This is a genomic window from Nocardia sp. NPDC005825, from assembly GCF_040630175.1.
GTDB lineage: Bacteria > Actinomycetota > Actinomycetes > Mycobacteriales > Mycobacteriaceae > Nocardia.
In genome coordinates, this window is sequence record NZ_JBEXXC010000002.1 from 19,427 (window position 1) to 44,779 (window position 25,353).

Genomic DNA, 25,353 nt, shown 5'->3' on the forward strand with positions numbered 1-25,353 from the left:
GCTGTTTGTTGACCTTTTTCGGTCTCAGACCACCAGTTTGAGACGGGGTCGGCCGAGCTTGCGCCCGGCTCTGCGTTCGGCAGCATCCAGACGCAGCCAGGTCTGGTGGTCGACGAGATCGGCGCTTCTCTGGCGCAGGATCGCCTCGACTTGGGCCGCGGGAAGGGCACGGGCGCCGAGGTCATCGGATAGCAGCGCGCGGACGGTGTCGCGCGAGCAGACCTTGTTGGTACCGATGATCCCGCGCGGTCCGCGTTTGGCCCACCCGGTGACATAGAGGCCGGGCACGGGGGTGCCGTTGACGAGGATGCGGCCGTCGAGGTTGGGTACGACGCCGCGGTCGTGGTCGAAGGGCAGACCGGCGAGCGGGGTGCCGAAGTAGCCGATCGAGCGGAGCACGAGGCCGGTGTCGAGGTCGGTGATTTTCTCCGTCGGCACGACACGACCCTCGTCGATGCGGTTGTGCACGATCCGCAGACCCGTGACCCGGTCGGTTCCGAGCACCTCGTGGGGCGAGCCGAGGAAGCGCAGCACGATCCGTTTGTCGTGGCCGGCGAGTGGGCGCTCGGCGTACGTGCGGAGGGTGGCGAGCTTGCGCCGCGTCGCCTCGCCTTGGCCCGCCGGCTCCGGAACCTCGCCCTCGACGAGCACGTCGACACCTGGCAGCCGGCCGAGTTCTTCGAGTTCGGGGTTGTTGAACGCGCCGTGGTCCGGGCCGCGGCGGCCGAGCACGACGACCTCGCGGATTCGGCTGGACGCGAGCGCGGTCAGGGCCGCGGGGGCGATGTCGGTTTTTTCGAGCTCGTCGACGGGCAGGGTGAGGATGCGAGCGACGTCCATCGCGACGTTGCCGTTGCCGACGATGACCGCACGCTCGTGCGACAGGTCCGGTGCCAGGTCTGCGGCGTCGGGGTGGCCGTTGTACCAGGCCACGAACGACCGGGCAGCGATGGAGCCGGGGAGAGCTTCCCCCGGGATGTCCAGCTGGGAGTCCCCGGGTGCGCCGAAGGCGAAGATCACCGCGTCGTACCACCGGCGTAGTTCCTCGACCGAGACGTGAATGCCTACCTCGACGCGGCCGAAGAACCGGAAGCCCGGACGGGCGGCGGTCTCCTCGAAGACGCGCTGCACGAGCTTTTTCTCCGGATGGTCGGGGGCGACGCCGTGGCGAACCAACCCCCACTGGGTGCTCAGCCGGTCGAAGACATCGACCTCCACCGGCCGATCAACCAGCTTCTGCAACCGTCCGTCGAGGTAGGTGCCGCCGGGAGCTTCGAGCAGGTGCCCGGTGGCGTAGAGCCCTGAGGGACCCGCGCCGACAACGGCGACTCTGAGCGGCGCGATCATGCGAACCACGCAGCGTTGATGGCCGGGTAGTCGGCGTACTTGTCGGGTAGCCGTCCGATGTGATGGATGGCCTCGACCGGGCACGCGGGCACGCATGCCTCACAGTCGATGCAGCGTTTCGGGTCGATGTAGAGCTGCTCGGTCGTGGTGAACTCCGGGTCGTCGGGTCGCGGCCGGATGCAGTCGGCAGGGCAGACTTCGAGGCAGGAGTAGTCGGCCACGCAGGCCGGCCCGATCATGTACGCCATCACACACCCACCGCGGGTTCGACGGCCTCGACGCGCACGCGCACGCCGTTGAGGTGCGACATACCCGAGAGCGGGTCCAGTTCGGCAGGCTCGGTCGTCATCAGGTCGTTGATGCTCGCACCCCCTTCGGAGTTGGCCAAGGACCACTGTCCGCGGCCTTTGTGACCCCAGCCGTGGGGCACGGCGATCACACCGGGGGCAATCTCGTCGGTGACCAGTGCGGGCAACTCGATCGCGCCGTACGGCGAGACCAGGCGCACGACGCCGCGCTGCACGACACCGAGCGCCTCGGCGTCGGCAGGGTTGATCCGCGCCGAGTGCCGAGACCGGGCCGCGCGAAGCTTGGGAACGTTGTGCATCCACGAGTTCTCCGAGCGCGGCTCGCGCTGGCCGATCACCAGGAATGGGTGCTCGGAGTCGCCTTGCCGGGCAGCGAGCCGCTCGACCTCCCGCCAGATTCCGGCGTGGTCGAGATGCATCTTCTTGTCGCGGTGCCGCACCGCTTTGCGGATCAGCCCGGTGGCGGCTGTCTCGGCCACCCTGAGACCGTGCGGCGCACGCTCGGCAAGGGAGTCGAAGCCGAAGCCGCTGCGGCGCAGACCGAACTTGTCGCCATAGCGGCCCGAGCGGATCAGCGCGTCGGCCATGAGCTTCGGGGTGACGCGCACGCCGACCATCTCACCGATCCGGGCTGAAACCCGCGCCGCACGGGTAGGCAGCGCCCGCGTACCGAGGGCGCGCGCGAGCTGGTCGATGGCCTCCCACTCGGGGCGGGCTTCCCCCGCCGGGGGCACGACAGCCTGGGTAGCCTGCGCCCACGGCACCGGCATCAGCGATTGGCTGACCATCGCGACGTCCTCGCGCTCGTACATCGCCGTGCCAGGCAGCACATAGTCGGCGTGCGAGCCGGTCTCGTTGATGTAGAAGTCGAAGGAGACCATCAGATCGAGCTCGCCCAGGGCGTCCTCGAGCCGGTCGCCACCGGGTGTGGAGATGACCGGGTTCCCGGCCGACACGAACAGCGCCCGAATCTGACCCTTGCCCGGTGTGCGGATCTCGGCGACCATGTTCGCGGCGGGCGAGGTGCCCAGCACCTCGGGGAGATTGCCGACGCGAGTGCGCCAGGTGTCGTAGGTGTCGAGGCCGGTCAGGGCCAACAGTTCACGCAGCAGCAGGGGGTTGTCACAGAAGACGGCCCCGCCCTCCGCGTCGAGGTTGCCCGCGAGCAGGTTCACCACGTCGAGCAGATAGTTGGCCAACGTGGGGCTGGTACCGAGGCAGAGACCGAGACGGCTGTACAGCAGCGCACGGCGGCCGACCAGGTCCCTCGCCAGAGTCCGTACGACCCCGGCCGGTACCCGTGTGCGGCCTTCGGTGGACTCGGGGGCGAACCGGGTGACCGCCCGCTCCAGGGCCTCGAGTCCGGTTGCCATGCGGGCGACGCGTTCACGATCGACCAGGCCCTCGGTGAGCAGCACGTTGGCCAGTGACAGCAACAGCAGTGCGTCGCTATCGGGGGTGACGGGGATCCATTCGAACTCGTGGGCGGTCTCGGTGCGCCGCGGGTCGATGACCACGACGCGTCCGCCGCGCTCGACGACCCCGTGGAGCTTGTCCATGATCCGCGGCACCGACGCGAGGCTGCCGTGAGAGACGGCCGGGTTGGCCCCGATGATGACCGCGAGCTCGGTGCGGTCGAAGTCGGGGACCGGGACGGTGATGTTCGTGCCGTAGAGGATCGAGCTGGCCGCGAATCGGCTGTTGGTGTCCTGGGAGCCCGCACCGTACCAATGTCGCGACCCGATCGCCTTGAGGAACCCCTGGGTCCACAGCGCGTGGCTGTAGCTCAGGGCGGACGGGTTCCCGGAGTACCACGCCACGGACTCACCACCGCTCTCATCGACGATCCGCTTCAGGCGCGAGCTGATATCGGCCATCGCCTCATCCCAGCTGACGCGGACGAAGGTGCCGTCGGGCATGCGCTTGATCGGGTGGGTGATGCGGTCGGGATCGTTCTGCACACTTGCATACGCCATGCCCTTCGAGCAGGCGAAGCCCTTCGAGGCGACATTGTCGGGATCGGGACGCAGGCCGATCAGCTTGTCGTTCTCGACGGTCGCGATCATGCCGCAGAACGGCTCGCAGATCCGGCAGAACGTCGCCTGCTCACGCACGGTCATGAAAGCTCCAGGTGTCGATCGGGATGAGTTGCAACGGCACGGACGAAAGCGCGGGTGCTCTGGCGGAGGGCCTCATCGCGGGTGAGGACGCCGGCGGTCTCGATGAGCACCGTGTTGACGATGGCGTCGGTGAACAGCAGCGCGACGACATTGGGCGAGTACGACGCGTCGATCTCGCCGGCGTGCTGGCCACGCTCGATCGCGGCCAGCAGTGGTGCGCCGACCTCGAGCGTTGCCGTGATGTCGCTACCGAGCCAGCCGGGAGCCGTCATCAGAGCGCGATACCGGTTGCCGAGACCGACGAACGGCTCGATCAGGTCGATGATCCGGTCGAGGACCGGCCCGTCTTTCGGAAGCTGTTCGTAGCAGGCCTTCACGTCCGCACCCACAGCCGCCCGCATCGCGGCCAACAGCTCCTCGCGGTTGGGGAAGTGCCGGTAGAGCGTGACCCGGTTGAGCCCCGAGGCGTCGGCGAGATCCTGCATGGACGCATCCGGAACAACTGCCAACACGTCCGCTGCCGCATCCAGAATGCGGCGGCGGTTGCGCCGGACGTCCGAGCGCAGAGTGTCCTCGGTCATGTCGCCGGTCTCCTCTCACGCAGATTCAATATGCAACATCAGTGTTGCACATCGTTGCATGCTTGGAAAGAAGGGAAGCCGTTGCGGCCGTTCTTGTCGAAGTAGTAGCTGCGGCATCCGCCCGAGTTGTAGACCGTGTTCTGCAGCGCGGCCTGGACGTCGTCGTTGAACTGCTGCATCACGTGAGCCCGGACCTCCAGCGCCGCCCCGCCGCTGCGCCGCGGATGAGCCAGTGCCGCAACCACCTGCTGCAGCTGGGATTCGATCGCGCCCTTCGCCTCCGAGGCCGTTGTCCCGGCTGCGGCGACGACTGGGCGCTGCCCGGGTTGGCGCCGGACTCTCGTGATCCAATCTGCACCGACTGTGCTGGCCGCTACACCGATGCGGCATCACGTGCCGACCGTGCCCAGATCCGTGCAGCCATCTGCTTCCTGGAATGGATGCGCAGCGTCGGGCTCGACATCGACGCACTCAACCGGCAAACCATCGATACCTATCTGTCCGCGAATCCAACAAAGCGACAACCGCTTTCGGTGTTCCTGCGGTGGCTTCGCGGGCGAAGCGCGGGCAGCGAATTCGAGATCGTGTCGCGGCGGGCAGGCGGGCCGCACGAGTTCCAAGAACCGGCCGAGCAGCACGGAAAGCTCCGGCCGCTGCCTGACCGACGACCGCCTGCCCTTGGAAGTGCGTGTCGTCGGAGCGCTGGTGAAAAACGCTGCTGGGGAGCAAATTCCTCACAGCTAGATCGCTGGGTGAGTGAGCTGCAGCGCGCCGCGGAGTGACCGCTACGACGAAGGACGCCGTCCGTGACCAGTTTGTTCGAAGTCACGGATCGACTCCGGGTCCCGTGCGATCGGTGGTATCCGGGACGCGCTCTGACGTCGGAATTTCGGATTCGGCGCTGGCAGCGCCGCGATGGAGATCTTCTGCCTCGGCGTCATCGGCAGTGAGGTGGGAGCGGCGTTGTCGTTCTTGCTGTAGCCGATTCAATTCATCGATCAGCCAGTCGGTTTCGGGCTCGAATGTTCCGTTGCCATGGGGCTGTGTGAGACCGTAGAGCATCGCTTCGGTGTCGGCCAGTGCCAGTCGGCGCGAGATGTGCTCGATGCGTTGAGCCAATTCGTTTCCGTCTAGGGCGCGGAGAGGATCGGCGGAAGCTGGATCGGCCTCGGCGGAGGCAACAGCGTCAGGGTCGGTGAGATGTTGTGCGACCCAATCCTCGACCTGCTGGCGGATGTTGGCGGTGGGTGCGCTGTGCCAGTCGCGGCGGAGCATCGTCAACGCCGCCGGCGTGGGATAGGTGTTGGCGATGTGTGCGCATCGCGCCGAGATGTGTTCGCGTGGTTCGTGGTCAGGGATCGCGGGGGCATCGCTGTCGCGGCATTCGCCGCATAATCCGTCGTCACCGCGGCGGTTCGGCAGTGGGGTGGCGTCGAAGACGGCGCGTTCGAGACCGCAGTGCACGCAGTCGAATCCGCGGCTATCGGGGATGGCGGCGAGGTCGTAGTCCAGAGGTGCCAGGCTGGGTCGCGGGTCATGGGGACGCGGGTTGTAGTAGCGGTGGGGTACACCTTCGGGCAGTGGAAGGTGATGGGGCGAGGAATCCACGTCGGCGACGGTCTCGAGATATTCGGCAGTTTCACGCTGGGCAGCGATGTCCATGGCGGTCGGACGGACACGAGGGGCTCTGCTGTCGAAGCGAGGTTCGTGGTCACGGGCGGCATTCTTGATGTCGTCGACGGCGGGTCCGTGTCGGGATCCGAAGTCGGGGTCATAGGTGTGCGGGTCGCTGGAGGGTGTTGCGGCTTCGATGAGCGCTCGGAATTCGGGATATTGCTGCGCTGCCCATCGCAGCCGAGCCCGAGCGACCGGAAAACTGTTCTGGTAGAGCGTGGTCGCGACACGTTCGAGGATGTCGAGTTCGCTGTCGGTCGCCGTGCGGGAGGCCGCGATGAGCGCGTCTTTGGCCTCGGAGGCGCGACCGGCGCGGAACAGTGCGGTGACGGCGAGCAGGTCTGCGGTAAGCGTGTCGCGGGTGCTGGTGTGGTGGTCAGGATCGTGCTGATCGTCCGGATTCGGTTCGTCGAGGTGTGGTGGCGTGGTGTCGGGTTCGTCGGTATGAGGCATGGGATCGTTCGAATCTGCTGCGGTGCTGTGGTTTTCGCTGGGGGTTGTCGGGTCGGGGGATGGTGGCGCTGGGGATGGTGTGGCGGGGCGCAGGAGGGCTTCTATGCGCCAGGCGAGTGCGGTCGCGTATTGGTCGGGTCGGGGTCCGGGGTCGTCGGGTGCTGCGGCGGTGAGTAGTTCGTGTGCGGTGTTGAGCAGTTCGTGCGGATCCCAGCCTGCGTCGATGCCGTGGTCGATCGCGGCGACCAAGCGCGGCCAGGTGGGACCCGCGAGGATCGTGTCGGCGACCTCGGCGCTGAGGAGTTGGTGGAGGTGGGCGGTCCAGTCCGGTCGCAGATGCGCGGCCCCGGTCGCGGTTTGCAGGGCGGAAGGATCCAGGCCGAGGCGGAACCATAGTGCGGCGGCCGGCATGTCGTCGGGCAGCGGCCGTTCGGTCGCGGCCCGGGTCAGCAGTGTGTCGATGTCGAGGCCCGCGCGGGCGGCGGCGTCGAGTTTGTCGGCCAGATTCGGCCACCACGGGTCATCGAGCACGCGGGCATCGAGTCGTTTCGCTAACGGCGACCAGGCGTTGATTGCGCTGTGGAGGTCGCCGAGTACATCGGTGACTCGTGCGTCGAGCAACCGCTGATGATTCTGCTCGCGGGCGGTGAAACCGGGTGGGCCGGTGGGCCGTAGGTCGGTGTCGACAGTGTGACGGCAGGCCCGCCAGACCGCGAGATCACCCAGTATCGCGTCGTTGCCCCGCAAGGGGCGCGCCCACACCGGTGCTGTCGCGGTCGTCCACGTGCGGGTGTTTTCACGGATCTGCTCGGCGAGGCGGGTGATCAGGCGTGCACGGGCGCGCAGATGGTCGGATACGAGACCCTCGGGCAGGTTCCGGGGCAGAGCCCGCACCCAGGACAACGGCGCGGTCTCACGCGGATACGCGTGCGCGGTGTCGAGGCGCCAGTGCAGCACGGCGGCGGGATCGGCCGCAGTGGTCAACTCTCGCGCGGCGAGCGCGGACGCCAAGGCGTCGCCGGGATCGCGACCGGTCAACGCGATTAGCGAGAGGACTTCCCGCAGCGCCGGGTAGGCTGGTGTGTTGGTGAGTCCGGGCCAGATCTGCTCGGCACGAGTGTCGAGCGTGGTCAACGACACCGTGCCGAGGGACTCCTCGGCGGCGAGGGCCAGGGCGTCGTGGTAGATGTCGATGGCGGTCCCGAGTCGCTGGTGGGGGGTGAGAGCGTCACGCAGTTCGGTATGCGCGGAGGCTGTGGTGGCGTCGCGGGCCAGGATGCGTTGCAGGACTTCGATAGCCGTGCGGGGGAACAGACCAGGTTCGGTCCAATAGGAAGCTTCGCTGCCGTCGATCGCGGTGGTGACGTAGACGTGGTTGGCGGTCGCGCCACGAGTCAGAGCGACGTAGAGCTGGTTGCGGGACTCGGTGCCTGTGAGCACGACATGGCAGGTGTCGGCGGTGATTCCTTGAGCGGAGTCGATGGTCGTGGCGTATCCGAGGCGGACGTGCTCGCGCACATACGCACTCGGGAGGATGGTGGTCTCGCCGGTGCGCCGTCCCGAACCTAGGTGGGTGACAGTGAGTCCGCCGTCGGGGTGGACTGCGGTGACCGTCCACCGATAGCCGTTGCGTACCCAATCGTGTGCGCCCAGACGCAGGCGTGGATCGTTGCGGCGGGTACTGACAATGTCGCCGAGCGAGGCGTGAAGCCCGTCGCCCAGTTCGGCTTCCCGCCCGACCTCGAGATCGCTTCGGGTGAGACGGTCGGTGCGGGCTTGCTCGTTGAGTGCGGTGACGATGTCGTTGGTGGCGGCCAGCATGACCGTGTCCCGGTCGCCGAGCTGGTCGGCGATCCATCCGGCATACGCCTGTTCCCGCACGGCGGCCGGTGACCCGGAACGCACCCGTCGGTGATCGAGGTAGAACCCGAGCGCGCTCGGATCACCTTCGCGCAGTGCGAGACTGGCCGACGCCTCGATGCTCGAGGCGAAGCGCACCACCTGGGTCAGGGTCGATGCGCGCGCCGCATCAGCGGTATCGGCGGCCGAGCCTCCTGCTTCGATGGCGGGCAGTTGATGGTCGTCACCGACACAACGCACCGCCGCTTCGCGGTCGAGCAGGAAATCGAACAGCTCCAATCGTTTGTCGTCGCCGAGGCGCACATGCTCGTCGACGATGACCAGCGTCCGGGCGTCGATCTCGAGAATCCACTGCGGCAGCGACGGCGGAAACGGGTTGGCATCCGGGGCTGACGTGGCGGCGGGGGAGTGTTTGTGCAGCACGTCGAGGAGTTTGTCGGCGGTTTCGGTGCGCGCTGCGATCGCTTCGCCGAGCACCGCGGCAGCTGCGGCGGTCGGCGCCAATCCGAGTACGGTGCCACCGTCGGCGCGCCAGGCCTCGGCGAGCACGCGCATCGCGGTGGTTTTCCCGGCTCCGGCGGGCGCGTTCGTGGTGGCGATGAACCACGGGGAGCGTGCGAATTCGGTGATGACCGCGACTTGTCCGGCGTTGAGCCGTCGTCCCGCATTCGCGGGGTCGGCGTGGTAGGCGTCGACCGCGGCGTCGATGACCGGGTCGTCGAGCATGTGGGCTCCGAGGCGTATGGACAGGTCGATCAACCGTTGGGTCGCGCCCAAACGGTGCACGGTCGTGTAGGTCTGGGTGCCGGCCCCGGTGTAGACGCTGGAATGATCGGCACGCTGATATAGAGGTGGGACCTCGGCGAGCACCGGCTCGGCGGCGACATTTGGATCCCCGCGCGCGATCGCGTGCACCGCTGAAAGTGATTCATCCACAACGGAATCCACCACGGTGGGCCACTGATCTTTGTCCAACAGCCCCCGCAGTTGCCGTTCCGCTTCGGCGCGTACGTGATGCCACTGCCAACTCGATCGCTCGGTCGACACGGTCGCCACCACGTGCTGTGCAGCCTCCGACATCTCGGTGGAGGTGAGAGGGCGGCGCGGTGCGGACCGACCGGATAGGATCGTCGCTACCGTTCTCGATACCAGTTCCGTTGAGCCGAGCACTATTTCGGCTTGCCGGCGCCAAACGGCGCGCTGTTGTGCCCAAGACCGGGATCGGTGCCGAGCGGGGCGGGTCTCCAAGGTGGCGCGTTCGGCGAGGGCGAACATTTCCTTGGACATCGGTTCCCGACCGACCTCACGCTCGAACCTGGCCGCCAGCGCACCGAGGCGCGCGGTGATCGCGGCGTCACGGCGTGACCAATACTCGATCAACATCATCGGCACGCCGTCGATTTCGCGGATCGGTCTCTTCGACGGGTCGGTGCCGGGCCGTTCGCTGAACGACACGGCCACGTCGTGTTCGAGATGGTGCTCCAGACGCGTGTTGTAGACCTCGCTCACGGTCACCATCAGCCGATAGACCACCGCGGCATCCAACGTCAGCCACTGTCCATCGAGCGCCCGGACCCGATTCGCTATCAGCAGATGTGTGTGCAAATCGGGGTCACCACACCGTGATTCACGGTGCACGAACCGCACCGCGACGATCCCCTCGACATCGACCTGCCGCACGCCGTTGGTGCCAAGTCGGGAGAAGATCGCATGCTTCTCCAGCCATGCCACCGCATCGTCGATGGCCTTGTCGTGCCCGGCGGCGATCTTATCCGACACCGCTTTCGGGGCGATCGCCCACAGCGCGGACGCACTCTTGACCGGGCTGAAGGTGATATCGAACCCGGCGACGGCCGCGGATTGTGGTCGCGAATTGCGCGCCACCCACCCCGAGAGCTCCCGCGCATCCAGAGGCGCGCGGCCAATCATCTCGGTGAACATCGTGGTCGCGACCCGGCTACGGATCCGCGCACGGACGTCGTCATCGATCGCGGTTGAACGTGGGCGGCCTTGCGCAGTGTTGTGCTCGGCGAACGCGTCGCCGCAGCGTTCACGAAACTCGTTGCCGCCCTCGTACACCCGGAACGGACGCCCCAACCGGGTCGCCTTGTCCGCGGCACGCAGCGCGTCTTTGGGTTTGGCTCCGGCGGTGATCTCGCGGTCGATGACCGCGGTCTCGATGGCGTCGGCGTCGGGGTGGCGTCCTTGCCCGAACAGGCTCCTCATCTGCGCTTCGGTGACCAGATCCCCGGCAGCCAGGCCGAGTGAGGGCAGGCCGCTGCCGTGCCATCGGCCAGGTGACTCTCCTTGTGCCGAGTAGTAGTCGGCCAGGGTCCCGGGGCCTCGGTCGGTGGAGTCGGTGGCGGCGACCTGCCGCAGGTAATACAGATAGCCGTTGCCGGCCAACACTTTGTGCAGCGTCGCTGTCACTCATTAATCGAAACCCCGAATGACCGCCGATTGAAATAGTCGGAACTGGTAAGGAAATAACCAATTCTGCCGTTTCAGCTGGTCGTTATCGAACTGTATTCCGCAATGCAAGAGGTCTGCTTGCCGTTGAAGGGAAAGAGAGGGTGTGGGGGAGGAGTGAAGCAGATATGGAGTGCGGCTGGATTGGGGTGAGGTTGTTGGGTGCTGGGTGCTTGGTGGATGAGTGGGCGGATGGTGAGGGTGAGGTGGTGGGGGTCGGCAGGTAGGCGTAAGGATTGGCCTACCTGCCGCGCTGATCGCTCGACGACGTCTCCGCTGGCTACGCCCGGCGGTCGACGGGACTGCTTGTCGGGCAAGTGACATCGATCGATGGCGTCAACGGGATGGGAAGGGCGTGGTTCAGGAGGTACGCGGTCAGATAGAACGCCACAAACACGAGGATGTAGATGAGGGTGTACCGCACGATCACGGTTACGTGAGACATGTTGTGGCTCCTTCGCTATTGACGGTCGGGGTGGGGATGGTGGCCGGTCCGCCGCAGGAGTAGTCGCCACGGCGGACCGGAGAATGGAGTGACTAGGGGTCAGGCGGCGTGTTCGCGCGGGGCGGGTGCGTCCAGTCCGATCCAGACCAGGCATTGCGTGCACAGACTGTCGCTGTTGACCGCGGTGATACGGGTGCACGCGTCACAGCGGCCGGTGCGCTGCCCTGCACCCAGAACCGGGCCGCGTCGCTGTGGGGGCCGCTGGGCCGCCGCCACGGGCGGCTTAGGGTCGGGCTCGTTGGGAGCCTCGCCGGGAAGTGCTGCGGTGTCGAGGTACTCGTCGATGAGTTCGATCAGCCATTGCGGTGCACGACCGCGTACCTCGGCGAGCAGGCCGCGCGCGGAGTCGGGGTAGGTGGCGGCGAAGAACTGGAAGTAGGTGCGGGCGAGGTCGCGCGCGGTGAAGCCGTCGGGTAAGAGCGGCAGGCCGGGGCGGTCGTCGGCGCGGCAGATGTCGCAGAGGCCGTCGTCGCTGCGGAGTCCTCCGGTGTGGGTGTGGGTGATGTGTTGGTCGGTGTCGCTGCGTTCGATGAAGCAGGACACGCACCTCCACCCTCGGACAGGGGTCATGGCCTCATGGTCGTAGTCCAGGCCGTTGCCCTGGAACGGAAGCGTGGCCCGGCGATCGGTGTAGCCGCGCAACGCGGTGCGGGTGGAGGCGTGGGAGAGGGCGTTGTCGTCGCTGACGGCAGACTTTCCGGAAAGGGCTTGTGCGTGTTGGTGTTGCTCGGCGACGTAGTTGACGTACAGGTGGTTCCACAGCGCGCGTGACTCCTCGGAATCGAGGGGCGGTTTGTCGCCGGGGAACCGCGGCGTCCACGAGCTCGATGCGGGTCGGGCGAGCAGTCCGCGTCCGCGGGCGCGGGCTTCCGCGGCGCGGGCATCGGTGAGTTCGCTGTCGACGGTGTCGGTGTAGAGGCTCTCCGCCACATACTTGGTGACGATGTCGGGTTCGGTCTCGACGGGGCGGCGGTTGCTGCGGCGCATGGCACGGTAGGTGATCTGTTCGGGAGCTTGGCGTGACTTCTCGGTCTCGCGACTGGGTGCCAGGTAGGTGCGGGCGGGGGGATTGCGCCACTGCCGCATCGGGGTTCGCGGAAGCTCAGCGGTCGGCAAGTCTGCGTGGGTGGCGGAGTATTCGTCCTCGACGGTGGTGTTGTTGCGTGCCGCGCGTGCCTGGATTTCGGCCAGCCGGTCGGCGCGGTCGCGGATGTAGAGCCCTGGGTCGGAATCGGGGACCAAGGTCACCAGGCGATGCTGGTTGTGCGGCTCGTGCGCGTACTGGGCGGCAAGGCGTTTCATGGCCGACTCGAACGGATAGAGGGTGAAGGTTTCCGCTAGCCGGTCCAGGAACTCGAGATCCTGCGGGCCCGCGAGGGCCAGTGCGGCGGGGAAGGCGCGGCGTGCTGCGCGGCGGTCGGTGGTGAAGGTGATGTCGAGTGCGGCGATGGCGTCGATGAATGCGCTGGGTTCGGACACGAGAGTTCCTAATCTGGACGGTGAATCGGCGAGCACCCCGGCGCGTGAGCAACCTCGGCAGCCGGGATGACCGGCTAGTCTGGGCGACCAGCCGAGGGCGCACGACCGGGGCCGAGCGCGAGGCGCCGGCGGAGAACGCGCCGGGCGTGCGGAAGCGAATTCCCGTGCGCTCGAAGGCGGCGACGGATGCTGAGAGATCAGAAGGTGCGCACGGGAATTCGGTTACGCCGGGCGTGGGCTCCGTGGCGCGGCACAATCGGCACCGGTAGCCCTCGAGATGGATGGCCGCCCAGACCAGCAGGCCATCCCACCCACCCTCCTGTACGTGGCCACTACAGCCAGGACAGGAGGATCGGTGGAGAGGACTCAGAACCCCGGATCGTCGGTGTAGGTGTTCGATCCGACCACCGCGAGCGCCGGTGCGCGCCACGGACCCTGATCCACCGACTGCTGATCGCCACCGTCGGCAGGCTGTCCGAACCCGTTCTCGGCAGCGCTGCGCCGTCCGGTCGCTGCGCCGTCGCCGGTCCGGTTCTTGGTCACCTTCGCGGTGGCGTAGCGCAGCGAGGGACCGACCTCGTCCACGTCGAGCTCGATGACGGTGCGCTTCTCGCCTTCGCGGGTTTCATAGCTGCGCTGCTTCAACTTCCCCGAGACGATCACCCGTGCTCCGCGAGTCAGGGTCTCGGCCACGTTCTCCGCGGCCTGTCGCCAGATACCGCACCGCATGAACAGGGCCTCGCCGTCGCGCCACTCACCAGCATTGCGGTCGAAGTAGCGCGGTGTGGACGCGACGGTGAAATTGGTGACCGCTTCACCGGCCGGGGTGAATCGAAGCTCGGGGTCACCGGTCAGATTCCCGATGACGGTCAGGGTCGTGTCCAGAGCCATGGAGCGGCTCCCCTCTCGAAACTAGTTGATGTGAAGAAGTTTTCGCAGTGGTTGTCGGAGACGGGCCGCGCTGTGACAGTCGCCGTATCGCTGCGGCGTATCGGGTGGTCAGGCCGCGGCGGCGGTGTCGATGGTGAGGTCGGTGTCGATATCGATGTCGTGGAAGTCGATGAGCCCGGCAGCGGCTTGCTCGACGTCGACGAGCTCGAATTCGAGCTGCTCGCCGACGGTGGCCAGGAATCGCAGATACCGTTGCAGCCCGCGGTCGTTGTAGCGCCAGGAATCCTTCCCGGCCCGGGATTCGAACGCCCCCAACACCATGCCCAGCACAATCACCCACGCCCGGCCCGCGGTCGCGGACTGGATCGACGCGACCAACTCGGTGGTGTGCCCGGAAACACCGAGCAGGTCCAGCGCGGTCTTGGGCGCGTGGAACGACCCCAGCAAATCCGATTCCCACGCCAGCGATTCGGCGACGAACGCCCCGGCCAGCGGCGGCGGGGTACGCCGCGCCAGCAACCGGCGCAGGAATTCCACGCGCCGCTCCTTGGCGGCCAGTCCGCGCTTGTTCAACTCCCGCACCCGCCGCCGTTCCTGCCGCGCGGCTTCCCGCTCGACCGCAGCCGCCGCAGCGGCCGCCCGCAACTGCACGGCCCGGTCGCTGCCAGGCACCTCACCGGTCCGGGCCAACGGCCGGATCCGCAAACCGGACTCGGCGACCTGATCGGCGGGCAGAAAGTACAGAGGGTTCCAGCGGTCGCGGTACTCCACCGAATCGGCGTGACGCGCGCCCTCAGCAGGGTGGGAGTCGCCGTTGCCCTCGGTATCCCAATCGACGCAGCCAGGATCGACGAGTTCACCAGTGAGGGTGTCGACGAGCTGTCCGCTCTCCTCGACATCGACATACACCAGCCACCGGTCGGCTGCCGCGGCGATCACGTCTTCGGTGACCGGCGTGCCGTCAGCGGTCTGGAGCATCTCCGACCGAACGTAGTGCGCCTCGGGTGAACTGGTGTCGGGTTCGACAGTGAGCACCCCGAAACCACGGGCCGCGTAGGTCAACGAAGCCTCGAGGCGGGCGCGGGCTTCGCGGCGGTCGGCGGCGATCTGATTGGCCACGTAGGCGAACCGCGACCGCTGTACGTTCAGCAACCGCTGGACTGCTTCTGTATCGCCGAGGGTTTCGTATTCGGCGATGACGGCGAGCTGGTCGAGACTGTAGGTGCCCGAGTCGGCGAGTCCGCGGGCTGTGGCCGATCCAGCGATCGCCGCCGCATGTTTGATCTCGGATCGTTTGCGCTGTAGGCCGGTCGCCACGCGGGTCACCGACGCCCCCAGATCCAGCATCAACGCCACACCGCCGGCGCGGTCTGCGTCGAGCATCGCCACGCGTCGGTCGTTGACGTTCATCTGTTTGAGAGTCGTTCGGATCCGACGTTCGTTGTCCGGGACGGTCGGATCGGTGTCGGTCACCCAGACGGGAACCTTGGCGGTGCCGACCTCGACTGCGATGAGGGTGCGCAGCTGTCCTTCGGTGACATGGAGGCTGCCGTCGGGCTGGCGTTCAGCGATGATCGGGATCTCGACGCCGAATTCCTTGATGGAGGCGATCATGTCGGGGAACTCGGCGAGGTCGAACGTCTTGCGCACATTCTCCGCGATCACTAACTCCGACGGATGTACATACAGCGCCTCGACATTGGGCAGTGGCTCCGCCTCGCGGCAGGGCTCAGGCGTCGGGTTGGGTTCGGCGGGAGTGGTATTCGCGACATCAGTTGCATTGGAGACGGGTTCGTCGTCGAGGACGACCGTGCCGGTGCCGGTCGGGGATTCAGGGGATTGCATGGGACATACCTCCTGGAGATATGAATGCGGGGTCATCACCCGCCGGAACTGACGGACGAGTAATGGCCCCGCGAAGGAAGACGGTGGATGAGTGGTTGTGGTCAGGCAGCGCTTGGGTGACGCTCGGCGCGGGTGACATTCAGTGGCCGCAGCCGCAGGACGCCATGGTCATCGGCAACGAACGTCCAATGGCGGCCACGCCAGTCGGGGTGATCGGCGCGCCAGCGTTCCAGCACGGCCGTGGTGTCGAGCGCTTGTGCCGTTCCGGCGTGGCCACGATGAACCAACTGCTCGTACTCGCCGCGCGAGACACGGCTGACAGCAATGGATTTAACAGGCAAGAGGAACCTCCGATGGTGTTGGGGGTGATGGTGCTGCCGGAAGCGGACGAGCGCATCGTGTCCGGTGATCGCGCGGGCTATGGATCCGATGGGGCCTGGTGTGGCCTCGAAATCGGCCAGGGGAGGACCCGGAATCCGGGGACGGTCAACGTGCGAGAACGTCGAGGACGTCGTGTGCGTCGACGACCAGTTGCGCGTGGCCGTTGCGGATGAAGTCGTGGCAGCCGCGCGAGGCTGCGGAGTCGATCGGCCCGGGCACGGCGGTGACGGGCCGGCGCAGTTGGTTTCCCCAGCGGACAGTGTTGGCGGTGCCGCTTCGCAGACCTGCCTCACACACCCCGATCCCGGTCGCGAGCGCCGCGACGATGCGGTTGCGCGCGAGAAAGTGCGCGCGGCTCGGTTCGACTCCTGGCGGATACTCGCTCACCAGGAGTCCTGTCTGCTCGATACTGGCCAGCAGGTAGGCGTTGCCGTGGGGAAAGAGCCGATGCAGCCCTGCAGGTAGCACTGCCATCGTGGGCTGTCCGGTGTCGAGGGCTGCCTGATGGGCGGCAGCGTCGATCCCGAAGGCGCCACCACTGAGGATGGTCCAGCCTTGCGTGGCGAGCCCGGAGGCAATGTGGGTCGCAACTTTGTCGCCATAGTTGGTGGACGCGCGTGCGCCCACAACGGCGACGGCATGTTCGGTCAGCAGATTCAACTGCCCGGAGCCGCGCGTCCACAAAGCGATCGGCGCGAAGGCGCAGATGCTATCGAGGTCGGTGAGCATGTCTGGCCAACCGGGGTCATCACGAGTCAGCAGGCGAACACCGATACGCTGCGCGCGTTTGAGGTCATGGGCAGCCACGGTGCGGGTCTGCGGGCCGAAGCGCGGGGTCCGTGTGTCTGTCGCGATCCGCTCGGCCGCTCCGATCGGGCCGTGGGCGGTCAGCAGGTCGCGGACAGTGGCGGGCGCGGTGAGTGATGCCCGTGACAGGAGAGCCCATGCGAGCAGGCGCTCATCGGCTGAGGTCATGGTCAGGACTCCTGTGTTGGTGAATTGGGTTCGGATGCACCGATGTCGACGCGCAGCTCGGCGGCGGTTTCGATTGCGGCTCGGCACAGTGGCTGTAGTCGCTGTGGTGGAAGGACGTTCGACAAGGCGATGTCGAGCAGCTGTGCCATTCGGTGGTCGGGGTCCGAGGACAACGCGGCGTCGATGGCGATTCCCGCGAGCACCCCGAGTCCCCGGCGGTAGGCGGTGAACGCGAACAGGGTGGCTGCCTCGGCGCGATCCGGATCGGGTAGGGACCGCACGAGGATGGACCACAGGAATTCCGCGTGGGCGGCGTACTCGCCGTCGTCGACACCGAACATGACATCGCGCACCGCCTTATCTCGCAGGGCGACAGAGACTTCGGCCAGCACGCGCGGCTCGGGCACCTGGAAGGTGGACGTGTGTTTGATGACGTGCATGACCTGCCACAACGCCTGCCTGGTGTACGAGTCCGGATCGCCGATTCGCACGGCTCGGACCAAGCGTCGATGCGCGTCAGCGGCGGCCACCGGCAAGGCCACACTGACGCGATCTCGAAGCGCCACATCGATATCGACTAGAACGTGGAGATCGGCACGGGTCTGATGGATCGGCCGACCGGCGTGAACGAGTTCGACAGCGATGAACGAGGTCGCCGGATCAGGCAGGTTCCCGTGCCGCTCGGGAGCTAGTTCGTCCCACCAGTCGGCGTCAGTGGCGATTGAACGCACGCTCCACGCCCCTGCGAGCTCGAGGCCGTTGGACACCAGAGCCCCGCGCAACATATCGAGTGCCGAGCGCCAGCGTTCACTGATGGGGCAGGCTGCGGTGGGGCGAGACAATCGGTCGTCGACCAGAACCGCCAGCACTGCGCGGCTTTGAGCCCGCGCGCAGACCCGGGCGACGGATTGTCCGATCTCACGATCGGAAGGCCGGTCGTGTTCAAGCGGCGACTCGGTGCGAGTGATGGCGTGCACTGATGTTGTTCCCTCGCAGGGGGTGTCGTCACTCAAATAGATGAGGACTAGTGACCGGGTCGGCGTGAAGCCGAGTAGAGCGGGTACGGCGGCAATGAGTTCGCCGGGTTCGTCAATGGGCACAGGCAACGGCATGAAAGGAACTCCTCCGGGGTTAGTTGAAGGCGCATCGGACGGCCGGAATCTGCTGGGCAGCGTCCGGTCGACCGCGTCGTGCTGATCCGGCCGGATGTGAAGTGAGGCCAGCCGGTGAATCACCGCGTCTATCGGCGGTGTCCGCGTAACGGATTGACAGCGGGCTTCGGGGAGGCGGTGGGCGGCCGGTAGCGTGATATGCGCGAGGGATGTATCGGGTTGTCGCACGCCTGACAGGAGTGGTCTGTCATGACCGAAGCCCCTCGTCCGCGCCGTAGTCGTTTCCCGGCGAGTTCTGCGGAGCTTGTTGCCCGCCGGCAACGTTCACGGCAGCGCAGTCTGCAACGTCGTACTGCGGCGGTGGTACGAGAGAAGGCGATCACCCGCGGCGTGGAGGACTACCTCGTCGCCTGGAATGCGATCGCCGATGCCGAGCAGCGCCGTGACAGTGATGTGGCAGCGCTGCGCGCGCAAATCGATGTCGTGAACTCTCGTGCGGCGAAGGAGATCTCGACCCACGAACAAGCACAGGCGACGGCTGCTGCGGGTGTCCGCACACTGGTACAGACCGATGAGGAACTCGCCGATCTCCTCGAGGTCACCGTCAAACGCGCCCGTCAACTTCTGGCCAGTTCACGTACGACCACCGCGGACGAGCCCAGAGGCAAGACATCGTCGAAGAAGGCAGGCCCAACGGGCCCACCGATTCAAGCTGAACCAACAGCGCGACAGATGCTCGGGGTCAAGGTCTCGGACACCGTTGCCCCCGCGGTGCCCCCGCATCCGAGTGCCGCAGGGCCCAAGGGCCCCAGAGGATGAGAGGCTATTCGACCGAACGATCGCCCCGGTTGGAGTCAGATCCATGTCGGGGTCCTCGGCGGTCCGCGAGCCGAAAGAGGTCCAGAGCGTCTGCCAACATGCCCAGAACGGTCCGACCGCGTTCGACCGTGTCACCTACCCTCCGCACGCGCAGGAGCCGAACATTGCGGAGGTCGACGCCGTACCCGGAGGGCCCGGATTCGTTGCCGCTGTATCGCACGATCTGGTAGTCGCGGGCGTTGATCAACGCGGAGTACCAGGGCTCGGCGGGTTTACCTGCACGCTGGGCTTCGTCGGACTCTGGGCCGGGCGGAGCCCATTGTGGGCAGTCGCAGTCGGGGTCACCGCATGGTGCGATGCGTGCCGCGACTGCGTTGGATCGGTAGGTGGGCATGCGGCCGGCCAACATCGGGCAGCCTCGGGTGGAGTAGGCGGCGCATGCGGGATGAAGGCCGGGCTCGGGCCCGATTCCTCGAATCCAGTCCTGGGGTCGGATGAAGACCACGACCTGGTTGCCGGGCCCCTCACCATCGCCGAGGGCTTCTCCACACACCTGGCACAGGCGCAACGCGAGCACCACCGCATACCGCTCGGGATCGATCGCGCCCCATACCGGTGCGACCCGCCCGCGATGACACAAAGTCAGGTACGGGATGACCAAGCCCTGCGCTCGGGGAGCGTGGTGCAGATCAGCGGGGATGGGCGGTCGCGACGAATGTGACGATGATGCTTCGGGATTCACAGCGTGCTCCTTGTAATCGGTGACGCGACGGGTAGCGGCGGCGACTACTTCGCGGCGTGGTCGGGGGCGATCGGGTGGGCGCACAGCGTCACCGTGATCGACCGCGTCGGTTGTGCGGCTGACTCCACACGGACATGGACGAGCGCCGTCACCGCACCGGGTCCCGCAGGCTGCGCGAGCCAGGGGCCGAATGTCGCCACATCGAGCTCGGGAAGCGACGACTCGATCCACGACATCAGTGCGGCGGCGTCGGAAATCACCATCTTTTGCCGCCCGTGCGTGGGTTGGTGTTGTGTACGGCGACGACAGTCGGTGCGGAAGGGGCGTTCGCGATCGTGGATCGCGTGAGGACAGCCTGGTAGCCGGTGGCGGCCCACCATCCTTCGGCGATGACGAACTGCCCGTCGGGCGAGGGGTCGACGGGCAGCAGGCACCATTGGATGCCTGAGTCCCCGAAGGCGGGGAAGTAGTCCTCTTCCCAACGGGTTTCACGGGTGCCGTCCGGCCGGACACGAACGACTTGGGTCGCACGTTCGATCGAGATCAACGCCAGTTTCGGCGCCGGGAAACTGGTGGCCGCCGATGATGAGATCGCCGGGAAGGTCGCCACTGGCGTCCCGGGCGTTGGGGCAGTGGCGAAGCAAGCTCGATAGCCGACAATCAGGGCCCGGGTTGCCGGCGGCTGCGGGACGACCTCCTGATACCGCGGGTCGACGCGCAGCCGAGCGATGTAACTGTTCAGATCACCGTTCACCGACACCACCGCCGGAACGGTCGGGAAGGTGAAACCCGGTGGGTCGATGCGGGATCGATGCCTGTCGAGGACGAGTCATGTCGGAACTCCGTTTCTCGGGCGTAACAGCAACTGAATGGGGAAGCCGTGGCGGCGCCGTCAGGCGGCGTCGGTGAAGGTCAGGTCGGCGTATCGGTCTGTCCCAGAGAGGAATTCGCATTCGCAGTGGGGGAACTCGCGCCAGCATTCGTCGCAGAAGCCGCATGCCGTGCAGTGCGGGCCGACGCGGTAGAGGTCGAACTGGCCGCAGTAGTCGCAGTAGTCGTAGAGGTAGCCACCGGGCTTGTCGGCGGTGTCGAGGTCGTGCCAGAGGTAGGAGTGGTTGGAGTACCAGATCCCGTCGCTGCTCCAGTGCCCCCGGTGTTCGTTGAACACATACGCCGTGTGCCTGTATCGGGGGTCGACGGTCAGCACGATCATTCTGTCGCCGGCCAGCCAGTGTTCGAGCCCGGCACGTCCTATCCAGGAGTCCAGTGGCCCGAAGGGTTCGATCGGAAGGAAGTCCTCGGCGGCCACGCGGGTGTCCGACCGCGGATCTCCGGGCCCGGGGTGCACGATGTTGGGCAGAATCCCGTTGTGTGCCATCACCGTCCGTTCGTCGCCGCCGACTGCGAACGGATGGCAGTTCTGCTCGCCGATGACGCCGTGAGTGGCGAACCGAGAGTGGAACAGTGCGGGGCGGTCGGGGAATTGCGCACGGACGCAGGAGAATTCCTCGATCACCGTGGCGGCGTCGAGGCCGCGGCCGACGAGGACCCGGTTGTCACCGACGACAGCGAAACCATGTCCGTGAGGGTTAGCGGCTGCTCCGCCGCGCAGGGCATCCAGGTTGGGGGTGATGCCGGGCTTGAAGAAGGTCAGGATGCACACGAGAGGGACTCCATTTCCGCCAGCAAGGGCAGATACATCGGGTTATGGCGCACCCAGGTGACGAACGCGGTCCACTCCCAGCCGCGTCGGCGAGCGACATCGGCGACGCTGAGATCGCGGGTGTATTCCACCGACGCCGCGACGAAGGCCAGCGCGGCTTGGACCTGCTGTGGCAGGAGTGAACTGGCGAAGATGCGGACCTCGAAGGTCTCCGCCGGGCACACGTTGATGGCTTGGTAGCGGCCGTAGCCGAACCGGTCGCCCTTGGCGAAGTTGACGATCTCGGCGCGGGCATCGGGGTCGAAGCTGGCCCAGTCGTCGCTGCGACGGCGCGCCAGGCGCGTGGCGAACGATTCGTTGCGGTACACGAACTTCATCCACCGATACACATGCGCCGGCGAAGCGAACCCATCCCTGGACACATGGACATGAATCCCGACCTGATTGTCGGTATAGGCCCCGCGAATACGAAGCTCCCGCAGGACATTCCAGGGAAACCGCTCGATGGCCCACCCATAGCTCATCGGGTGGGTGACCAGTTCGAATCCGCCGCCGTAGCCGATGGATCCGTCTTCTTTCAGGTAGCCCACGTCGCCGAGATGGTTCAGGGCGATATCGACGCAATCCTCGAGGGCGTGACCGGGGGTCTTGACCTCGAGTTCCAATCCCAGGTAGACCGGGCCTTCCCCATGGAACACCGGATTGGGTTTGTAGTAGTAGTCGTGGACGCGGTCGTCGCGGCGATCGAAATCGCATGCGGTGCAGTAGGTGCCGCTGCCGCTGACGAGGCGATCACAGTCTGCGCATTCGCGGTAGACGTTCTGGCAGTCCTCACAAACCTCGTCACCGCTATCGACGGTGCGCAATGAGCGGGCGAGCAGGCGGCAGTCCGAGCAGCGCCAGTAGTGATCGTCGTTGCACCGATCGCATACGACACCGTTGTGGATGGTGTCCTCGCCGGCTGCGGTATAGCGCTCGCAGCACTCACACTGCGACCATCGGCCGACGCACCGCGGGCACAAGATCCCATCATCGACGGTGCGGCGAACAGCCGACGTTCGCTCACCACAGTCGTCGCAGAGCGGAAGGTTATCGCAAACGGGGCAGAGGCGGCCGAGGTCGCGTGCGGGTGGATCATCGGGAAGTTCTGCGGCACAGATGTCGCAGAAGACCAGTGCCGTAGGGGGATTGGTCATAGTTGGAGACCTTCCTTGGCGATTGCGAACGGGGAGGCAGAGCATGAGAAGGGCATGCGAGTGCTCGCTGTTCACGGCCACATCACTCGTGCTGCTGGCGTATACCGCCGAAATCTCGCTGCGTTGGTGAGCCGATCAGCAGCGGACGGCGAACGAGATTCGACCGAGCGCCAGCCATGCCTGTGAGCGGACGGGCACTCACAGATGCAGATGAGTTGGTTTGTGGCCAAGCGGGCGAGGCTGGGGAGAGCGCACTGGGAGGCCGACCAAAATAGGGGAATCAGTCTCGAGGTTGCGAACGCCTTGTGTGAGAACCCCTGGACATACCCACAACCGATGTGCACGCTGGTACTCACGGAGGCAGTCCCGACATCCCGTAGAGGTCGGCATGTGGGGCCACACAGTGGCGCCGACTTGGAGGAAGCCCGATGAGCAGAACCATCAAGCGAGTCCCGAGGGAGTTCAACTGGCCGCTCGGCAAGCTTTGGAGGGGCTACTCGATGCCTGAGGGCAAAGAGGTCGAGCCTCCGGAAGGGGGGCTGGCAACTATGGGAAACGGTCAGTGACGGTTCGCCATTGTCACCGGTCTTCGCTACCGCCGACGATCTTGCGATATGGCTCACCACTGCCCAGGGCGGCTGGGCTGCAGGACCTTCCCATCAGCCGCTGACTATCGAGCAGGTGCGGGGCTTCGTCCGAGCTGGCTGGGCGCCGTCAGTTGTCGCCAATGCTGGTGGAGCCCATGACGGCGCAACGTATATGGGCACGGCGGTCGCGATGTACCAGTACCGCGGCTCGTTCGATGAGGCCGGGGGTGATGCCCCGGAGGAGTGAGTGCGCTGCGCACAGACCTTGTCTGGCGTCGCTGAATTCGGACTTTGCGTGAAGTATGTGATGTAGCAGTGTGTGCCACCTGCTGTTCGGCCGTGACCGGTCTCTGGCGGCCGTGGCCGCGCGCGACATCGGCAACAGCGAGATCGCGAACAACCACACCCACCGAAGAAATCCGGCGGCTCGCTTTGCAGATTCAGTTAAGAGCCAAGGCAATTGGCGCAAGCACCGCTGCCTACAGCTCACGGCCGTCGGGGTGACGTTCGCAGAACCAACGGCACCTCGGTCGAGGAGCTGGTCGCGAGATCGGCCGTGGTCTGGACGGCATCTGCGCGAGGAACGTGGCGACGCGGAAGTTCATGCAGGGCCCAACCGGCCGTAGCGGCTGTGGCGAGGGTCTCGTCCAGCTCGACGGCGCCGAAGCCTGACGTGCGGAAAAAGAGCGGGTCCCTCCAGCGTGCCAGAGGTGAAGGTGGACGTCACGTAGAAGGCTTCTCGGATGGTGGGTGCTGCGGAGGCGAGCAGACGTCATGACACCGGTAACTCGAAGCAGGCTATACGATTTCCCCGCTGCAGCCGGCGAGGTGCGGTCGGCACCGATAGCCGGACGAGCACCGGGCGAACACTCTCGCTGTCGGTCGATGGTACCGGCAGGGAGAGTCAGGCTCCGGACCCGTCGCCATCGTCCAAAGCACTCCGCGCGGGACGGCTTGGACGTTACCGTGTTATGTGTGACGAATGCAGGATCTGTGAAGGAATGTACCCTGCTCATTCGGAATGCGGCGGTATGGACTGTCGATGCCGAACGACGGACGTATGCACCGGGGGCCATCGCGATCGCCGGGAACAAGATTATCGATGTTGGACTGGACCATGTGATCGCCCAACGCTATAGCACCTGCAATACACTCGATGCGGGCGGAGGTATCGTTCACCCGGGATTTGTCGACGGCCACACCCATGTTTCCATGCATCTAACGAGGGAAGCGTTTCCTGACGCTCCAAATTCGTCTACTTACTTCACAAGCCTTATTCGATCATTGAATGCGCTGACTCCAGAGGACGAACACGCCAGCGCTCTGCTGGCCGCATCGCAAATGGTTCGAGCGGGCATCACGACATTCGCCGATTCGGGCTCGGTGATCAATGCCGAGCCGGTGAGCGAAGCCATCGAGTGTGTGGGGATGAGAGGTTTGCTCGCTGATCCGTTCGTGTGGGATTTGGAAGACGGCGAATGGACGCGGGGGCTGGCGCAGTTTAGCTGTGACAAGTCGGGCGCGATCGAGCGTCTGGGTGGACAGCTCTGGCGGAATGCATCCGATGGTCTGGTTCGCGGGCATATCGCGCTCTGGGGGCTGGGCACCGCCAGCGACACGCTGTTGCTTGAGGCTAAATCGCGTGCCGATGCTGCCGATGTGTCCTTGACCATGCATCAGTCCATGGAGCCGCGTGATGTGGCTCGCGATACGAAGCGGCATGGACGAGCGCCCATTGCGCATCTCAAGAAGATTGGGTTCCTGGGGCGCAACGTATCATTGTCTCATATGAACGTATTGTCCGATACTGACAAGGAAGCCGTCGGCGACAGCGGAAGCTCCATTGTATGGATACCTGGGCAGTTCTTCTTCTATTCGCTCCCGGCGCATACTCGGTCGCCGATTGCGGAACTTGTAACACGTAATACAACCATCGCGCTGGGATCCGATGTTGCGAAAGCGTGGGGCTACGGAGAACAGGCGCTGCTGGGATATCTGGCGATGCGCGCCGGTGGCGACTACATTCCGGCAGAATCATTTCTTGAGATGTCGACAATGGGCGGTGCTAGATCACTCATGATGTCGAATCGGATCGGCTCTATCGAGCCTGGGAAGCTCGCCGACATAGTGATTCGCGAGTCGATGGTTCCCGAGTTGCAGCCGGGCATCAATCGAATACGCAGCATGATGCTCGGTGCGCGATCGAAGGGCGTTCGCACAGTGCTGGTGAATGGTGTCATTGTATTGAACAATGGCAGGCTCACCCAATTTGACGAGGAAGAGGTCTATCGGCTGGGCCGGAGGCGAGCACTGGCTCTCATGAAAAGAGTCGACATCTAAACCGGC

19 protein-coding genes are annotated in these 25,353 nt (G+C 65.8%); 3 read left to right on the forward strand and 16 right to left on the reverse strand.

Annotation, left to right across the window (positions count from 1 at the left end; all coding sequences use genetic code 11):
- Nucleotides 1–24 precede the first annotated feature (24 nt).
- The 4 genes from ABZ382_RS04770 to ABZ382_RS04785 are packed head-to-tail and all read right to left on the reverse strand — an operon-like array spanning nt 25 to nt 4,356.
- Nucleotides 25–1,347, reverse strand: a complete 1,323-nt coding sequence (locus ABZ382_RS04770; RefSeq protein WP_357084133.1) for an FAD-dependent oxidoreductase — start codon at nt 1,345–1,347, stop codon at nt 25–27.
- On the reverse strand, nt 1,344–1,595 hold the full coding sequence (locus ABZ382_RS04775) for a 4Fe-4S binding protein (protein WP_357084136.1): 252 nt from the start codon (nt 1,593–1,595) through the stop codon (nt 1,344–1,346). The genes ABZ382_RS04770 and ABZ382_RS04775 overlap by 4 nt, the downstream gene beginning before the upstream one ends.
- On the reverse strand, nt 1,595–3,775 hold the full coding sequence (locus ABZ382_RS04780) for a molybdopterin-dependent oxidoreductase (RefSeq protein ID WP_357084139.1): 2,181 nt from the start codon (nt 3,773–3,775) through the stop codon (nt 1,595–1,597). Before ABZ382_RS04780 ends, ABZ382_RS04775 begins: the two co-directional genes overlap by 1 nt.
- Entirely contained in the window at nt 3,772–4,356 is a 585-nt protein-coding gene (locus tag ABZ382_RS04785) for a helix-turn-helix domain-containing protein (protein WP_357084142.1), read from the reverse strand. The genes ABZ382_RS04780 and ABZ382_RS04785 overlap by 4 nt, the downstream gene beginning before the upstream one ends.
- Before the next feature lie 41 nt (nt 4,357–4,397).
- On the opposite strand from ABZ382_RS04785, the gene ABZ382_RS04790 reads away from it, so the two are divergent.
- Entirely contained in the window at nt 4,398–5,138 is a 741-nt protein-coding gene (locus ABZ382_RS04790) for a hypothetical protein (protein WP_357084145.1), read from the forward strand.
- A 43-nt stretch (nt 5,139–5,181) separates the two neighbouring features.
- Here ABZ382_RS04790 and mobF read toward each other — a convergent pair whose 3' ends face one another.
- From mobF to ABZ382_RS04830, 8 genes are all read right to left on the reverse strand, one after another.
- The gene (gene mobF, locus ABZ382_RS04795; protein ID WP_357084147.1) at nt 5,182–10,773 is read right to left on the reverse strand and encodes a MobF family relaxase; all 5,592 of its coding nucleotides are present in this window, start codon (nt 10,771–10,773) and stop codon (nt 5,182–5,184) included.
- 319 nt (nt 10,774–11,092) lie between these two features.
- Complete coding sequence (locus ABZ382_RS04800) at nt 11,093–11,257, reverse strand: hypothetical protein (RefSeq protein ID WP_357084150.1); 165 nt, start codon at nt 11,255–11,257, stop codon at nt 11,093–11,095.
- A gap of 99 nt (nt 11,258–11,356) precedes the next feature.
- Entirely contained in the window at nt 11,357–12,796 is a 1,440-nt protein-coding gene (locus ABZ382_RS04805; protein ID WP_357084153.1) for a hypothetical protein, read from the reverse strand.
- 366 nt (nt 12,797–13,162) lie between these two features.
- Nucleotides 13,163–13,687, reverse strand: coding sequence for a single-stranded DNA-binding protein (locus ABZ382_RS04810; protein ID WP_357084156.1), 525 nt, complete (start codon nt 13,685–13,687; stop codon nt 13,163–13,165).
- A 108-nt stretch (nt 13,688–13,795) separates the two neighbouring features.
- Nucleotides 13,796–15,532: a ParB N-terminal domain-containing protein gene (locus ABZ382_RS04815; RefSeq protein WP_357084159.1), complete on the reverse strand. Its 1,737-nt coding sequence runs from the start codon at nt 15,530–15,532 to the stop codon at nt 13,796–13,798.
- A gap of 101 nt (nt 15,533–15,633) precedes the next feature.
- Entirely contained in the window at nt 15,634–15,873 is a 240-nt protein-coding gene (locus ABZ382_RS04820; protein WP_357084161.1) for a hypothetical protein, read from the reverse strand.
- A 145-nt stretch (nt 15,874–16,018) separates the two neighbouring features.
- Nucleotides 16,019–16,888, reverse strand: coding sequence for a DNA-processing protein DprA (gene dprA / locus ABZ382_RS04825; RefSeq protein WP_357084163.1), 870 nt, complete (start codon nt 16,886–16,888; stop codon nt 16,019–16,021).
- A 2-nt stretch (nt 16,889–16,890) separates the two neighbouring features.
- On the reverse strand, nt 16,891–18,123 hold the full coding sequence (locus tag ABZ382_RS04830; protein WP_357084166.1) for a DUF4192 domain-containing protein: 1,233 nt from the start codon (nt 18,121–18,123) through the stop codon (nt 16,891–16,893).
- A gap of 126 nt (nt 18,124–18,249) precedes the next feature.
- On the opposite strand from ABZ382_RS04830, the gene ABZ382_RS04835 reads away from it, so the two are divergent.
- A complete protein-coding gene (locus ABZ382_RS04835; RefSeq protein ID WP_357084169.1) occupies nt 18,250–18,819 on the forward strand; it encodes a hypothetical protein in 570 nt (189 codons plus the stop codon).
- Between the two features lie 786 nt (nt 18,820–19,605).
- Here the strand turns inward: ABZ382_RS04835 and ABZ382_RS04840 are convergent.
- The 4 genes from ABZ382_RS04840 to ABZ382_RS04855 all read right to left on the reverse strand — a co-directional run bounded on the left by ABZ382_RS04840 (nt 19,606) and on the right by ABZ382_RS04855 (nt 22,420).
- The gene (locus ABZ382_RS04840; RefSeq protein WP_357084172.1) at nt 19,606–19,824 is read right to left on the reverse strand and encodes a hypothetical protein; all 219 of its coding nucleotides are present in this window, start codon (nt 19,822–19,824) and stop codon (nt 19,606–19,608) included.
- On the reverse strand, nt 19,818–20,315 hold the full coding sequence (locus ABZ382_RS04845) for a hypothetical protein (protein ID WP_357084175.1): 498 nt from the start codon (nt 20,313–20,315) through the stop codon (nt 19,818–19,820). The genes ABZ382_RS04840 and ABZ382_RS04845 overlap by 7 nt, the downstream gene beginning before the upstream one ends.
- Before the next feature lie 138 nt (nt 20,316–20,453).
- Nucleotides 20,454–21,224, reverse strand: a complete 771-nt coding sequence (locus tag ABZ382_RS04850; RefSeq protein ID WP_357084177.1) for a hypothetical protein — start codon at nt 21,222–21,224, stop codon at nt 20,454–20,456.
- Entirely contained in the window at nt 21,212–22,420 is a 1,209-nt protein-coding gene (locus ABZ382_RS04855; RefSeq protein ID WP_357084180.1) for a hypothetical protein, read from the reverse strand. Before ABZ382_RS04855 ends, ABZ382_RS04850 begins: the two co-directional genes overlap by 13 nt.
- 1,562 nt (nt 22,421–23,982) lie before the next feature.
- On the opposite strand from ABZ382_RS04855, the gene ABZ382_RS04860 reads away from it, so the two are divergent.
- Nucleotides 23,983–25,347: an amidohydrolase family protein gene (locus ABZ382_RS04860; RefSeq protein WP_357084183.1), complete on the forward strand. Its 1,365-nt coding sequence runs from the start codon at nt 23,983–23,985 to the stop codon at nt 25,345–25,347.
- The last annotated feature ends 6 nt before the right edge of the window (nt 25,348–25,353 follow it).